The organism is Lacibacter sp. H407 (assembly GCF_037892605.1).
Taxonomy (GTDB): domain Bacteria; phylum Bacteroidota; class Bacteroidia; order Chitinophagales; family Chitinophagaceae; genus Lacibacter.
The window spans coordinates 3,805,352-3,819,215 of sequence record NZ_JBBKTU010000001.1 but is presented as its reverse complement, the minus strand read 5'-3'; the positions used below and the strand labels follow the sequence as shown (position 1 = coordinate 3,819,215).

The following is a 13,864-nucleotide window of genomic DNA, read 5'->3' as shown; positions in this document are numbered from 1 at the left end:
GCATTTCGCATGGCCTTTTTGTTTATTTATGAATTCTTCTTTTTTAACTGACCATTCATTTCTTTTTCTTCAACGCTTTGATCATCTCAGGTGTTGCCTCTTCAAAACTGATAGCATACCCACCTCCTGCTGCCACCCATTGTTTCAGTTTGGTTTTATTGGTTACCGCCATTTTCTTAATGGTATAAGCCTGTGGTTTTGTTTTGTAATGTGCATCGGCAGCGTCAGCATAAACGGTGGCAATATAGTTTTTGCCATTCTCTAAAAAATCAAATATAATCGTTGAAGTGCGTGACTCATCCCCTCCTACACTTCCCACAAACCATTGTCCGGTTTTCTTTGCTTTCCGTGCAACGGTGATATAAGCACCGGGTTCGGCTTCCAGGTATTTACTGTCGCTCCAATCAACCGCTACATCTTTAATAAACTGAAATGCATCGGGAAAGCGCATATAGTTCTCCGGTAGGTCGGCTGCCATTTGCAACGGACTATACATGGTTAGATACAAGGCCAGTTGATTCGTGAGTGTACTGTTTACATGTGAGTTGTTGCCCGGATTCAGTTTGCTGATATCCATTTCAAATACCCCCGGAGTATAATCCATCGGTCCACCGATTAAACGGGTAAACGGCAACACGGCAACATGGTTTGGCTTTGAACCGCCAAATGCCTGGAACTCTGTACCACGTGCCGATTCATTGCCGATCAGGTTCGGCCATGTGCGTGCAATACCGGTTGGCCGTATCGCCTCGTGTGCATTCACCATGATCTGATATTTCGCTGCCTGTTCAATAGCATACTGATAATGATTAATGATCCACTGACTGTAATGATGCTCGCCTCTTGGTAAAATATTTCCAACATAGCCGCTCTTCACTGCATCGTAGCCATTTGCTTTCATGAATTTGTAGGCCGTATCCATATGTCGCTCGTAGTTACGTACCGATGATGATGTTTCATGATGCATGATCATCTTCACGCCTTTTGCTTTGGCATATTCACGAATACCCACTACATCAAAATCAGGATAAGGTGTAACAAAATCAAATACATAATCTTTCGATTGACCAAACCAATCTTCCCATCCAACATTCCAACCTTCTACCAGCACTGCATCAAAACCATGTTCTGCAGCAAAATCGATATAATATTTTACATGGGAAGTAGTTGCTCCGTGCCGTCCATGGGGTTTTGCTTTGGCAAAATCAGAAATACCTAATTGTACTGCGGGGAAATCATCGGTATACGACCAAGCACTTTTACCGGTGATCATTTCCCACCAAACACCAATATATTTCACGGGTTTGATCCAGGATGTTTCTTTGATCTTGCTTGGTTCATTGAGATTGTAGACCATTTTCGAAGCAAGCACATCACGGGCATCATCACTTACAATCACTGTACGCCATGGTGAGGTAGACGGCGTTTGCATATAACCTTTATCGCCAACTGCATCAGGCGTGAGCCAACTTTCAAACACATTGGTTTTATCATCAAGATTCAGATGCATGCAGGAATAGTTAATAAGTGCTGCTTCATGCAGGTTGATGTACAAGCCATCATCACTCTTCATCATCAAGGCAGTTTGCACACCTGTTGGTGAAAAAGGCGTTTGCGATGCATTGCCGGTAATAGCACCTTTCATCAAACCACGTATCTCTGATAAACGGGAACGGGTATAATCGTATTCCTGTGTATCATAATCGCCGGCGATCCACCAGGCAGTATGATTGCCGGCCATAGCAAACTGACTATGCTCTTCTTTGATCACGAAATAATTGAAATTCTTCTGCGCCGGAAATTCGTAACGAAACCCCAATCCATCATTGAACAAACGAAAACGAATAACGAGTTGCCGATTGGTTTCTTTTTGTTGCAACGTAACAGCCAATTCGTTGTAGTTGTTACGGATATTACTTACTTCACCCCACACCGGTTGCCATGTTTCATCAACTGTATTGGACTGTGTGGTTGTGATTGTAAAATCGTGGAGCAATGATTTTTTATCGGCTTTTAATTCAAGTCCTAATGTGCTGGGAAGAATCACCGCTTTGTCTTTAAATGAAAGTTGATACTGCGGCTTGCCGGTATTGGTGAGCGAAAACTGTAACCGGAAATTTCCGTTAGGCGAACGAAGTTCCTGTGCAAAGGTAAATACACAAATCAGCAGCGCTGCTGTAATAGAACAAATGAATTGTTTCATAATCAAAATTTATTAAGAGTCGGGCGTAAAGTTAGTAGATTGAAACAGGAAACAACAGCACAAAAGGCTAATTGAAATGGAGAGATTGACTATGTTTTGCTGATTTCCATCATTGAAAACGTTTGCGGAAGGGTAAATAAACATCCCTGAATTATTTTTACAGTCGCTTCAGTTACGAATTGTTGAATACATTTGAAGACAACTTGTTTGTTTATGCTTCACAGCCTTGGAAAAGCAGAACGCAGAAAAATCAGAGTTACGATTGGATTGGTATTGATTTGTATTGCCAGTCTTTTGTTAATTTATCTTGGAATTGGGATACCGCTGTGGTATCTTCTTCTGGCAGGTATATTTGGACTCACTGTTTTTACGCTTGGCATACCAATCATAAAAGCCAAGGAAGCATACGCCGGAAATCATCTGTTGCAAATAGGTTCTAAAAACACAGTCTCTCATTCCCAATTAATACGAATCGATGAAATAGGCGCACATTGGTTTTATAAACATTTTGTTTGGAGTGTACAGGAAAATAAATTCTACCGTTCAATTGGATGGGATCTCTTTAAAATTACATTTAAAGAAAACAGCCAAATTCAAATTGCTTATGTTTTGGTTGAACCAAAAAAGAAAAAGATCTTTCAGCGATATCTCTTAACCGCTCAGAACAATAATCCTCTTCTTCAGCTTAATACAAACAAATATCTCGACGAATGAGTAAGAAATCAAGGACAATCTTTCGTTCTTAAAGGTGACAGCGTAAGCTTACAGGTGTATTCTTTAATTTCACTTTATTATACTTTTCCTCCATCTAATCAAATGAAATGGATAATTTTCATTGTTTCGGTTATTTTAAAAAGCGAGGTATCTCCAAAATCTTCTTCGATGGTTTACCTTGCCTCTTGGGAGACACTGTCTGGAAGAAAAGACTGCAAATTTCGTCTCGGTTCATTCCAGCGAAATATTGCCAGAGCTGATATATTCGAGTATTTCTTCGGGGTCAATATTTTGCGCAACAACATTAGCTCTATTATCCAGAAGTAATGAACTGGGATAACTGTCTAAAATGATATATTTTTTTAGCTGTTCGCCGTTTACATCCCAATAATTTTTCCAGCTAACGCCGTACTTCTTTAATGTTGTACGATTTTCATTAATAAATTTCAAGCTATCTACGCTAATATGTATTATTCTGATTTTCTTGCTGAATTCCGAGTTATGGTTTAATTGTACAAGCTGCTTCATTTCGTGTATGCATGGTAAACAATCATTAAACCAAATCACCAGCAATGTGTGTTTCGCTTCCGTATTGCTTAAATCTATTTTGATTTTCGTTTTTTCTGAATTTACTACTGAAAGGGTTTTTAAATTTAATTGCCTCAGATACCTGTTTTCAAAATACTTGTATTCTTTGGTTTTAACTATTTCGCTTGAAAAAAGTGTTTTTACGGCCGTAAATTCTTTTGAAAATCCACTCATTAAAGACTGATCTATTAGCTTAAATAATCCAATATAGGATGAAGGATATTTCTGTATATAACTAACAAGCAATTTCGGTTCAAGAACAGCATCAGCGTTATCTGAATTGACAAACTGCAAAAACGACTGATACTCATTTTCAATTTTTGTAGCCGGCCTGCTGGCTACAAAAAGTCCCTTTTCTCCATTCTTGATAACTATTTCCTGATTACCCGGCTCTATGAAAAAAAAGTGATTAAACCTCCCGTATTTTTTATTGTTTGAAAAATATATTCTTACTGCAGTAGGGTGCTCCAACGTACCCTTAAAAATATATCTATTGTTTTTACAAACAACGGAATCGGAGTCTACGTTCATTCCAAATTTTTGCATGAAATACGACTCCCCTATTGTCAAGGTTGAGTTTGTGCCAGCCGAATCAATAATTGTAAAGCTAAAAGGCTGTTGAGAATAGATATAACCGCAAGACAAAAGAAATAAAGAAACGGTTAGTAGTTTTTTAAACATTAGAAGTTAATTAGGTTATTTAAAGTGTTTTTTTGCACAACTTCTTGCAAAAAGCTTGTAGTGAAGTTAGCAGTTTTGTTTATTGTTTACTCCTTTTTGTCTCATAAAAAATCGGGCACAAACTCTCGTTCATGCCCGATGAATGATTTGCTGAATGTATTTATCGTTCGGCTTCTATCCTATATTCCCCAACGATACTTCCATCATCTTTCAGCATCTGCAACCGTAGCGCCTGATTGTTAGCGTTTACTTTAATTAATGTACGGTTTCCCTCAAGCGGTCCTCCTCCAATAACTATCGGATAGTCATGTTGATCCTTGACCGGAGGGTGCACGCCATAAGTATGGGTATGTCCTGCTATTACGAGATCAACTTTATATCGGTCAAATAGTGGAGAAAATACTTGTTTACAATGACGTGATCCTTTCTGGTCAAATGAATAAAAAGGCGGTATATGCATCATGACCACTCTATACTTTGCTCTTTGATACAGCTCCGATTGCATGATCTCTTCCAGCCATTTCGCTTGTTTCTCCCGGTATATATCTGATTGATCAAACCCCGTATCAATTTCCTCTTCGCCTGTGTCTAATACAATCGTCAAAACAGGCCCCAATTGATAATGATAAAATTGAGGTTCCGGGTAACTAAAATAATCTTTTAGCTGATGGGCAAACTTTCCTCTCATTTCATGATTTCCTCGTACGTACAACATCGGCTTTTGCGATGCAAAAGCTTCGCAACAAGGTTTTAGTAAATGCTCGATGATCTGTTCTTCACCTGCCTGATAATTGAACATATCGCCATTTAAGAACACCAGATCATATGGATTATTTTTATTTAATTGAAGCAGTAAAGGAAAAGAGGAAGGCCTATCATGTATATCATTCAGAACAAGCCAGTTTACTTCTTCAGCATTTTCAATTATCGTGTTGAAACTATATGTTTCACTATAAATTGTTTCTCCATATTCAATACTGTCTTCATACTCAAAACTTCGTACCTCTTTTGATACAGCACGGTAGTGGTATTGTTTTCCCGATTGCAATTCATCTAAGTGAATTTCATGAATCCGGTCATAGGCATTTACCAGTCCATCAGTAACCAATAATGCTTTTTGATCAAGTTTTCCCGGTTCATATCCATATTCAACCCAACTGTAACTGGGCTTATTGGTGATCCACCGAACAGTCATCCTGTTGTGCATCAAGCTATGCAAGTATGGCTTTGTAAGAAACACATGCTTGTTCATTGGAGGAGTTTCAACCGATGTTACTTCATTATCACGTCCGCTGAAATAAATGTACCCAACAGCTCCTACCCCAACAACTTTTGCGGTATTGGTGAGAAATTTTCGCCTGTTGAAAGAAGGTTTTTGGTTTTCCATTTTATTGGCAGATAATGGTTTTGCAATGAAGTACTAATCCATCTCTTCAATGATAGCCAATATTACAACCATCTTCAGAAATATACAAATTTCAGCGGCTATTCAATTCTGGCATTGCTATTAAAAAATTTGGCACAAACATTCGTTCATGCCAAATTTAATTCTGATTAATTATCCGTAAAATAAGGGGTTGCACCCGTTTATAAATTTTCGTGATGAAAGATGTCTGTTTTTCTGCTAATATAAACTTGTTGTACTAGCCGCATGTACAAAAGTATATCATTCACAGTTACAGACTTTTTCGACTGTTAGAAAATACGCCAAAGGTCTGTTTATACTTGGCATAATGGGAATGTAAATAACACATAGATGATTTTGCAGATTTACAGTTCCTTTTTCAATTAGTGAATTTCCGCTGTGAAATTGTCCGTCGGTTTGAAATGAGTAAACATATGTTGGTTTCATATATTTAGTAGACCTAAGTTCACTTGTTAGACTTGCTATTGTGCATTTGCCGAAATGTCGTAATAGAAAATCTCCAATTTGAAAACGGAATAACACAGCTATAAAACCAGCCACAATTAGACAAATGAAAATGATCGTGGTTCTTGGTACTCTGCTTCTACGTTTGGATTTCACTTCTTTTGCCATTATTAACTAGAATGATGCGACTTATATTTAAATATACGCACCTTCTTTTTAAATAGTCATTGATTTGAGCTCCTTTCTTAACAAAGAAAGCAATCAATCAATAAAACTCATCACCACAAAAAATCGGGCACAAACTTTCGTTCATGCCCGACTACCTATAAACTATTTACTACAAACTATTTCTTTCCTTTCACATATTTCTCCAGCCACATATGCTCTTCCCACAACAGGTGAAGGATGTTTTCTTTACCACGGTATCCATGTGCTTCGTAAGGTAAACTCACATAACGCACATTACCACCATTCCCTTTCAATGCCTGGAACATACGCTCACTTTGAATAGGATACGTTCCCGTGTTGTCATCTGTATCACCATGTACCAATAAGATCGGTGTTTTGATCTTGTGTGCGTAGCTGAACGGACTCATATCAAAATACAATTGCGGAGCCTGCCAATAAGTACGGTCTTCGTTTTGAAAACTGAACGGAGTAAGTGTGCGGTTGTAAGCACCACTGCGTGCAATACCTCCTTTGAACCAATTGGTATGCGACAATAAATGCGCCGTCATAAATGCACCATAACTATGACCACCCACACCAACACGTGTACTATCGCCAACTCCCATTGCTGCTAATTTATCAATAGCTGCTCTTGCATTCAATTTCAGTTGCTCAATAAAATCATCATTTGGTTTTTTATCAGGGTTTGTGCTTACGATCGGCATTTCTGCTGCGTCGAGAACAGCATATCCTTGTGTTACCCAAAAGATAGGACTGCCCCAGCTGATGCGTGTAAACATATTTTGTGATCCACGTACCTGTGCAGCATCACGTGCATTGGTAAACTCACGTGGGTATGCCCACATCAATACCGGTAACGGACCATCTTTCTTTACATCATATCCTTTTGGCAGATAGAGATTACCTGTAAGATCTACGCCATCTGCACGCTTGTAAGAAATTTTTTGTTTGCTGATCCCATCTAACTGTGGATATGGATTTTTGAAGTCGGTGAGTTGTTTGCCGCTGTTGGCTACAACACCCTTCATTGTTTTCATGTGATAGTTCGGCACATCGTTTTGTGTTTCACGACGTGTAATAACCGTTAAGCTGTTCCGGTCAATAATATCAGTTACCACTTCGTATTCATCTTCTTTGCAACGCCAGATGATCTCATTCTGCTTTGTTGCCAGATCAAAATAAGCAAGGTATGGAAGATCACCTTTCGGAGAAGCACCTGTTGTATTGTTCATCAGCAACTTGCCATCTTTTGGGATCACCACGTCTCTTCCAAAACTGTTTTTTTCTGTAACAGGAGAACCTGGATTACCATAAAGATCTGTCATGCTACGTTCCATCAGCAATTCCATTTCTCCGGTTGATGGATTCCAGCGGCTCATACGACCGATTACTTTGCTACGTAACATTTCCTGTACAATAGCGAAAGTGCTGTTACCCCATGTTACACCTCCGAAACGCATTTTTGTTTTAAATAATTCTTTTGGTTGTGCAGTGAAGGGAGCAGGTAATGCATACACAGCATCACGAAATTCTGCTGTGTTCTTAATCAAACCACCATCTAATGGTTTGCACCAAACAACAGTTGCCGCTTCATCATCACGCCATTCAATTCCACGTGGTACATCCGCCACATTATCGCTACCGGAAGGAGCTGTTTCAGACGAAGGAAGTTTAGCGATCTCTTTCACGAATTTTCCGTTTGCATCGTGCACAGCAATCGTTGAATTAAATCCATTGGCAGGAACCACATATGAAAACGGTTTGCGGATAGTACGAACCAACCAATACTTCTTATCAGGTGATGCAGTGATTGATGAATAGATAGCCGGCTGATTAATTTTTGTTTCAACACCATTTACATTCTTCACCAACTGTGCAGTGGTGAAAAATTCAAATAACGATTCATCATAAGGCGATTTGATCATATCCTGATAAGTTGGACGTGGTGCCGCTTTACCATAACTCTCCTGTACCGTTGGGCCGGGAGGTGTAATGGGGCGCTTTGGCATGGCAGAAGCTGGCTTTACGATAATTTTGTAGAGCAATGTGTTATCATCTAACCAGCTGAATGCTCCGCCTAACACTACGTTGAGAGATGTTTTGTTCACCTTCATAGCTTTTTGTGTAGCTACGTCGATCACATAGAGATCAACGGTAGAACCCGTGCTATGGGTAAACGCAATCTTTTTATCGTTCCGGCTCCACGAAACACTATTGCCAAGCAGGTTGGCTGGCAAACCGGATATTTTGTATTCTTTACCTGAAGCAATATTCTTCAGTGTAAAGTTGTTGATATAGTTCTGACGGCTTTGTGAAAAGTTAGCAGGGTTGATCCGAAGACCAGCAACTCTTACTTCAGGTTGACCTAACTCATCAACCAACGGGTACATATTCCGTTCGATCAACAACATCCATTGGCCTTTGCTATCCACACTTACTGTTGGTGTGGGCTTTGCTAAAGCCAGATCCATAATGTCTTTAGGCGGAAGCTGATAGTTCACTGCATCCTGTGCAAACAGGTTCAGCGAAATGAAAAATGCGAACAAAAGGGATAATTTTCTCATGCGTACATATATTTAGTGGTTTACGTGTTACAGTCATCGGCCCTAATTGAGAATCGGCACAAATGACTGTTTGTTCAGGATTCCGAATGTACAGATAGCTTGTCATTAACAACAACCGTTCAACAAATTGTTTCTGCTGTAAAGTGTTCTGTTGAACTTCATGCAGCCTTCTTACTAACACTCGTGAACAAGAAACACTTTAATAAAATATTTGTGATTTCAGATTCTGCCCTTATTTTTGCGCCATGATTTTAAACGCACATACACATCATCACCATACTTGCCCAAACAGGTAAGCCAGATGATGCGTTGTGTATAACAATAGTAGAGGGCTTACGGAAGTAGGCCTTTTTTTATTGCCTGAACTGAAACAAACGAACTAAAGTAAATATGATGCAGGAAAAAAAATACACCCCGCTTAGCGAAATAAGCGGAGGTAATGCAGAAAAACCATCGAAGCTCCGGATTGCAATTCAAAAGAGTGGACGATTGTATGATGATTCCGTAAAACTGTTGAACGAATGCGGTATTGAATTACGTAATGTAAAAGACCGTTTGAAAACAGAAAGTGATACATTCCCCATGGAAGTTTTCTTTTTGCGTGATGATGATATACCACAATACGTTGAAGATGGCGTTGCTGATATTGGCATTGTGGGTGAAAATGTATTGTTTGAAAAAAACAAGAAAGCGGAGATCGTTGAAAAGCTTGGTTTTGGTAAATGTCGTTTGAGTTTGGCTATTCCACGTAGCGAAACTTATCAAGGTGTACAAAGTCTCGATGGCAAACGTATTGCTACCAGTTATCCGTTTTTAGTAAATGAGTTTTTAAAGAAGAATAACATCAGTGGCGATGTACACGAGATCAGTGGCAGTGTTGAAATTGCACCGGGCATTGGGTTAGCTGATGTGGTGGTTGATCTGGTAAGCAGTGGTTCTACTCTTTTTATGAATGGATTGAAAGAAGTAGAAACCATTTTGCAATCACAATCGGTGTTGATCAAAAACAACAAACTCAACAAAGAACAGGAGTTGTTGTTAGATAAATTGCTATTCCGTATCAAAGCCGTCAAGAAAGCAAAGCGTAACAAATATGTGTTGATGAATGCACCAAACGAAAAGTTGAGTGACATCATTGCGCTCCTCCCCGGTATGCGTAGCCCAACAGTATTGCCATTGGCAGAAGGCGGCTGGAGCAGCGTACACAGTGTATTGAGTGAAGATGAGTTCTGGGAAAAAATTGAACAGTTGAAAGCCGCAGGTGCTGAAGGTATATTGGTAGTGCCGATTGAGAAGATGGTGATGTAACCCCACCTAAATCCACCCCTAAAAGGGAGGACTTAAAACCATCTTGTCCCGTAGAGACCTTTGGTGGGTAGAAAAAAAATGCAAACAAAACGTTTCGTCCCGTAGGGACGGCTGATAAATATGCAGATCATAAAACATCCAAAGAAAAGTGAGTGGAGCAGGTTGCTCAAACGCCCGGCAATTGATTCATCATCACTGGAAGCAAGTGTAACAAATATTCTTCACCAGGTGAAAGCAAGTGGCGATGAAGCGTTGAAACGGTTCTCAACCATTTACGATAAAGTATCGGTTGATGAATTGTTGGTTTCAAAAGAAGAGATCGATGCCGCATCTGAAACTATCAGCAGCGAATTGAAAGATGCGATTGCGCTGGCAAAAAAGAACATTGAAACGTTCCATTCAAAACAAGTAAGCACTGTTGAGAAAGTAGAAACCATGCCCGGTGTTGTTTGCTGGCGCAAATCAGTAGCCATTGAAAAAGTTGGGTTGTATATTCCCGGTGGTACTGCTCCCCTGTTCTCTACTATTTTAATGTTGAGTATTCCTGCAAAAATTGCAGGGTGCAAAGAAATTATTCTGTGTACACCTCCCGGCAAAGATGGGAAGATCAATGCCGCTATTTTATATACAGCGAAACTGGTGGGCATTACAAAAATATTCAAAACAGGCGGTGCGCAGGCCATTGCTGCAATGGCATATGGTACAGAATCTGTTCCGCAGGTTTATAAGATTTTCGGCCCCGGTAATCAATATGTAACCTGTGCCAAACAGTTAGTACAAAAAGATGGGGTTGCCATTGATATGCCCGCCGGCCCGAGTGAAGTATGTGTAATGGCTGATGATACTGCGAATGCATCGTTTGTTGCTGCTGATCTGTTGTCGCAGGCGGAACATGGCGTTGATTCGCAGGTGTTACTGGTGAGCACTTCTGAAGCAATGATCAACGAAGTATTGATCGAGACTGCAAAGCAACTGGAACAATTGCCACGTAAAGAATTTGCGGCAAAAGCATTGGAGAACAGTAAAGCCATATTGCTACACAGCACAACAGAAATGATTGAGTTGGTGAATGAATATGCCGCTGAACATCTGATCATCAGTTGTACAGATGATGAAACAATTGCTGAACAGATCACCAATGCAGGGTCGATCTTCCTTGGCAACTATTCACCCGAAAGTGTAGGCGATTATGCCAGTGGCACCAATCATACGTTACCAACCAACGGTTATGCAAAAGCATACAGTGGTGTAAGTGTAGATAGTTTCGTGAAGAAGATCACTTATCAGAAATTAACAAAAGAAGGTTTACAGAATATTGGAAAAGCTGTTGAATTGATGGCGGAGGCTGAAGGCTTAGAGGCGCATGCGAATGCGGTGAGGAAGAGAAGCCAATAGTTGATAGCCGATAGTTCATGGTAAATACAAAGTCAGGATACATTGACCATTCACAATATTATTATGTCGTTCGATTTAAGCAGTTTACTCAGAGAAAATATCAAAGCCCTTGTTCCCTACTCTTCTGCACGTGATGAATTTCACGGCGAAGCGAAGGTGTATTTGGATGCAAATGAAAACAGCATTGGCTCACCATTGCTGAAATGGTACAACCGTTACCCCGATCCTCAGCAGCAAAAGATCAAACAAAAATTATCTGCGATAAAAGGCGTTTCACCCAAACAGATTTTCATTGGTAATGGCAGCGATGAATGTATTGATCTGCTGTACCGTGCATTCTGCAATCCCGGTGTCGATAATGTAATCATTTGTCCACCAACTTATGGTATGTATGAAGTAAGTGCCAACATCAACGATATTGAATTACGCAAAGCACCGTTGCTGGATGACTTTCAATTGAACCTTGCACACATGGAAACCTTGGTGGATGAACATACCAAACTCATCTGGATTTGTTCACCCAATAACCCAACAGGAAACAGCATCAACATGGCAGATATTGAAATGGTGCTGAATAATTTTGATGGAATTGTGGTGGTGGATGAAGCATATATTAATTTCTCCCGTCAACGTTCATTGGTCACATTGCTCGCCGATTACCCGAACCTCGTGGTAATTCAAACACTCAGCAAAGCATGGGGATTGGCTGGTTTACGTTTAGGTATGGCATTTGCAAGTGAAGAGATCATCAATGTATATAACAAAATTAAACCGCCGTATAACATCAGCGAAGCAGTGCAGGAATTAGTAGTAAAAGCGTTGGACAATGTAGAAGATGTAAACGAGATGATAAAAGAACTGGTGAAAGAACGCAAACGTTTGGAAACAGAATTACCAAAGCTTGCCGTGGTTGAAAAAGTTTATCCAAGTGATGCGAACTTTCTTTTAGTGAAAGTAGTTGATGCAAGAGGCATTTATGAATACTTACTCGCCAATCAGATCGTTGTGCGTGATCGCAGTAAAGTTTTGTTGTGCGAAGGATCACTGCGTATCACTGTTGGAACTGCAAAAGAGAATGATGAGTTATTGAGCGCTCTACAGAAGTTTATTGTTTAGAATTAACTTTAACGCTACAAGCAAAATCAACAACAGCAAAAACAAAGGAACATGAAACGAGTATTATTTATCGACAGAGACGGGACATTAATTAATGAAGCCCCTCCTACTTATCAACTGGATTCGTTTGATAAACTCAGTTTCTATCCTGATGTATTCTTTTACCTACGTAAGATCGCAGCTGAGCTTGATTATGAATTGGTGATGCCCACCAACCAGGATGGTATGGGTACCGATGCTTTTCCTGAAGATACTTTCTGGCCCGTACATAATTTCGTTGTAAAGAGTTTAGCGAATGAAGGCATTGTCTTTAGCGATGTACTCATCGATCGAACGTTTCCTCATGAAAATGCTTCAACCCGAAAGCCTGGTGTTGGCATGTTCACGAAATACCTCAATAATCCGGAATACGATCTGGCAAATTCAGTTGTGATCGGTGATCGTATTACTGATGTACAACTTGCAAAGAACCTTGGCTGCAAAGCCATCTGGATGAATATTGATGCAAATCTTGGTGCTGCTGAAATTCAGGATAAAGTAACAGAGCTGCGTGAATCAACAATTGTGTTAGAAACACCAAACTGGAAAGAGATCTATGAATTTCTCAAACTCGGTTTGCGTACGGTTACGCATGAACGTAATACAAACGAAACAAAGATCAGCGTTGAACTGAATGTTGATGGCAGCGGCAAAGCCAGCATCCATACGGGGATTGGTTTCTTTGATCATATGCTCGACCAGATCGCACGTCACGGCAAAATGGACCTCAACATCAGCACCAACGGTGATCTCCATATTGATGAACACCATACCATTGAAGATACCGGACTAGCATTAGGTGAAGCGTTTGGCAAAGCATTGGCTGATAAACGTGGCATGGAGCGTTATGGTTTTGCATTACCAATGGATGAAGCCGATGCAAAAGTGTTGATCGATTTTGGCGGGCGCAACTGGATCGTTTGGAATGCAACATTCAAACGTGAGAAGATCGGCGAAATGCCAACAGAAATGTTCTTTCACTTCTTCAAATCGTTCAGTGATGCTGCGAAATGCAATCTCAATATCGAATGTCATGGCGATAATGAACATCACAAGATCGAAGCCATCTTCAAAGCATTTGCGAAAGCCATCCGCATGGCGGTGAAGCGTGATCCGTTGAGCAACTACCTGCCGTCAACCAAAGGCGTGTTATAGATCACCTCACTCAATGATTGATGATTGCCAACATTCTGACAA

At 40.1% G+C, this 13,864-nt stretch carries 9 protein-coding genes; 5 read left to right on the top strand and 4 right to left on the bottom strand.

Going from position 1 to position 13,864, the window contains the following annotated elements; all coding sequences use genetic code 11:
- Positions 1-55: 55 nt before the first annotated feature.
- Positions 56-2,203: a glycoside hydrolase family 97 protein gene (locus WG989_RS16420; RefSeq protein ID WP_340431062.1), complete on the bottom strand. Its 2,148-nt coding sequence runs from the start codon at positions 2,201-2,203 to the stop codon at positions 56-58.
- Positions 2,204-2,416: 213 nt separating this feature from the next.
- Here WG989_RS16420 and WG989_RS16415 point away from each other — a divergent pair, with 213 nt between their 5' ends.
- Complete coding sequence (locus WG989_RS16415; protein WP_340431060.1) at positions 2,417-2,917, top strand: hypothetical protein; 501 nt, start codon at positions 2,417-2,419, stop codon at positions 2,915-2,917.
- Positions 2,918-3,148: 231 nt separating this feature from the next.
- On the opposite strand, the gene WG989_RS16410 is transcribed toward WG989_RS16415, so the two are convergent.
- From WG989_RS16410 to WG989_RS16400, 3 genes are all read right to left on the bottom strand, one after another.
- Entirely contained in the window at positions 3,149-4,186 is a 1,038-nt protein-coding gene (locus tag WG989_RS16410; protein ID WP_340431058.1) for a DUF4369 domain-containing protein, read from the bottom strand.
- Positions 4,187-4,346: 160 nt separating this feature from the next.
- The gene (locus tag WG989_RS16405; RefSeq protein WP_340431057.1) at positions 4,347-5,573 is read right to left on the bottom strand and encodes a metallophosphoesterase family protein; all 1,227 of its coding nucleotides are present in this window, start codon (positions 5,571-5,573) and stop codon (positions 4,347-4,349) included.
- 827 nt (positions 5,574-6,400) lie between these two features.
- Positions 6,401-8,809 carry an alpha/beta hydrolase family protein gene (locus WG989_RS16400; protein WP_340431055.1) on the bottom strand — a complete coding sequence of 803 codons (2,409 nt, stop codon included), beginning with the start codon at positions 8,807-8,809 and terminating at the stop codon, positions 6,401-6,403.
- 390 nt (positions 8,810-9,199) lie between these two features.
- Here WG989_RS16400 and hisG point away from each other — a divergent pair, with 390 nt between their 5' ends.
- The 4 genes from hisG (at position 9,200) to hisB (ending at position 13,822) form a co-directional block, all read left to right on the top strand.
- Positions 9,200-10,117: an ATP phosphoribosyltransferase gene (gene hisG, locus WG989_RS16395; RefSeq protein WP_340431053.1), complete on the top strand. Its 918-nt coding sequence runs from the start codon at positions 9,200-9,202 to the stop codon at positions 10,115-10,117.
- Between the two features lie 120 nt (positions 10,118-10,237).
- Positions 10,238-11,512 carry a histidinol dehydrogenase gene (hisD, locus tag WG989_RS16390; RefSeq protein ID WP_340431050.1) on the top strand — a complete coding sequence of 425 codons (1,275 nt, stop codon included), beginning with the start codon at positions 10,238-10,240 and terminating at the stop codon, positions 11,510-11,512.
- A gap of 63 nt (positions 11,513-11,575) precedes the next feature.
- Entirely contained in the window at positions 11,576-12,628 is a 1,053-nt protein-coding gene (gene hisC, locus WG989_RS16385; protein ID WP_340431048.1) for a histidinol-phosphate transaminase, read from the top strand.
- Between the two features lie 51 nt (positions 12,629-12,679).
- Positions 12,680-13,822 (top strand): bifunctional histidinol-phosphatase/imidazoleglycerol-phosphate dehydratase HisB, encoded by a 1,143-nt coding sequence (hisB, locus tag WG989_RS16380; RefSeq protein WP_340431046.1) that lies wholly within the window; start codon positions 12,680-12,682, stop codon positions 13,820-13,822.
- Positions 13,823-13,864 lie beyond the last annotated feature (42 nt).

What these genes read in the sequence shown, in the direction of transcription:
- WG989_RS16420 (WP_340431062.1), bottom strand. Translation starts at nt 2,203, where the DNA reads ATGAAACAATTCATTTGTTCTATTACAGCAGCGCTGCTGATTTGTGTA.
- WG989_RS16415 (WP_340431060.1), top strand. Translation starts at nt 2,417, where the DNA reads ATGCTTCACAGCCTTGGAAAAGCAGAACGCAGAAAAATCAGAGTTACG.
- WG989_RS16410 (WP_340431058.1), bottom strand. Translation starts at nt 4,186, where the DNA reads ATGTTTAAAAAACTACTAACCGTTTCTTTATTTCTTTTGTCTTGCGGT.
- WG989_RS16405 (WP_340431057.1), bottom strand. Translation starts at nt 5,573, where the DNA reads ATGGAAAACCAAAAACCTTCTTTCAACAGGCGAAAATTTCTCACCAAT.
- WG989_RS16400 (WP_340431055.1), bottom strand. Translation starts at nt 8,809, where the DNA reads ATGAGAAAATTATCCCTTTTGTTCGCATTTTTCATTTCGCTGAACCTG.
- hisG (WP_340431053.1), top strand. Translation starts at nt 9,200, where the DNA reads ATGATGCAGGAAAAAAAATACACCCCGCTTAGCGAAATAAGCGGAGGT.
- hisD (WP_340431050.1), top strand. Translation starts at nt 10,238, where the DNA reads ATGCAGATCATAAAACATCCAAAGAAAAGTGAGTGGAGCAGGTTGCTC.
- hisC (WP_340431048.1), top strand. Translation starts at nt 11,576, where the DNA reads ATGTCGTTCGATTTAAGCAGTTTACTCAGAGAAAATATCAAAGCCCTT.
- hisB (WP_340431046.1), top strand. Translation starts at nt 12,680, where the DNA reads ATGAAACGAGTATTATTTATCGACAGAGACGGGACATTAATTAATGAA.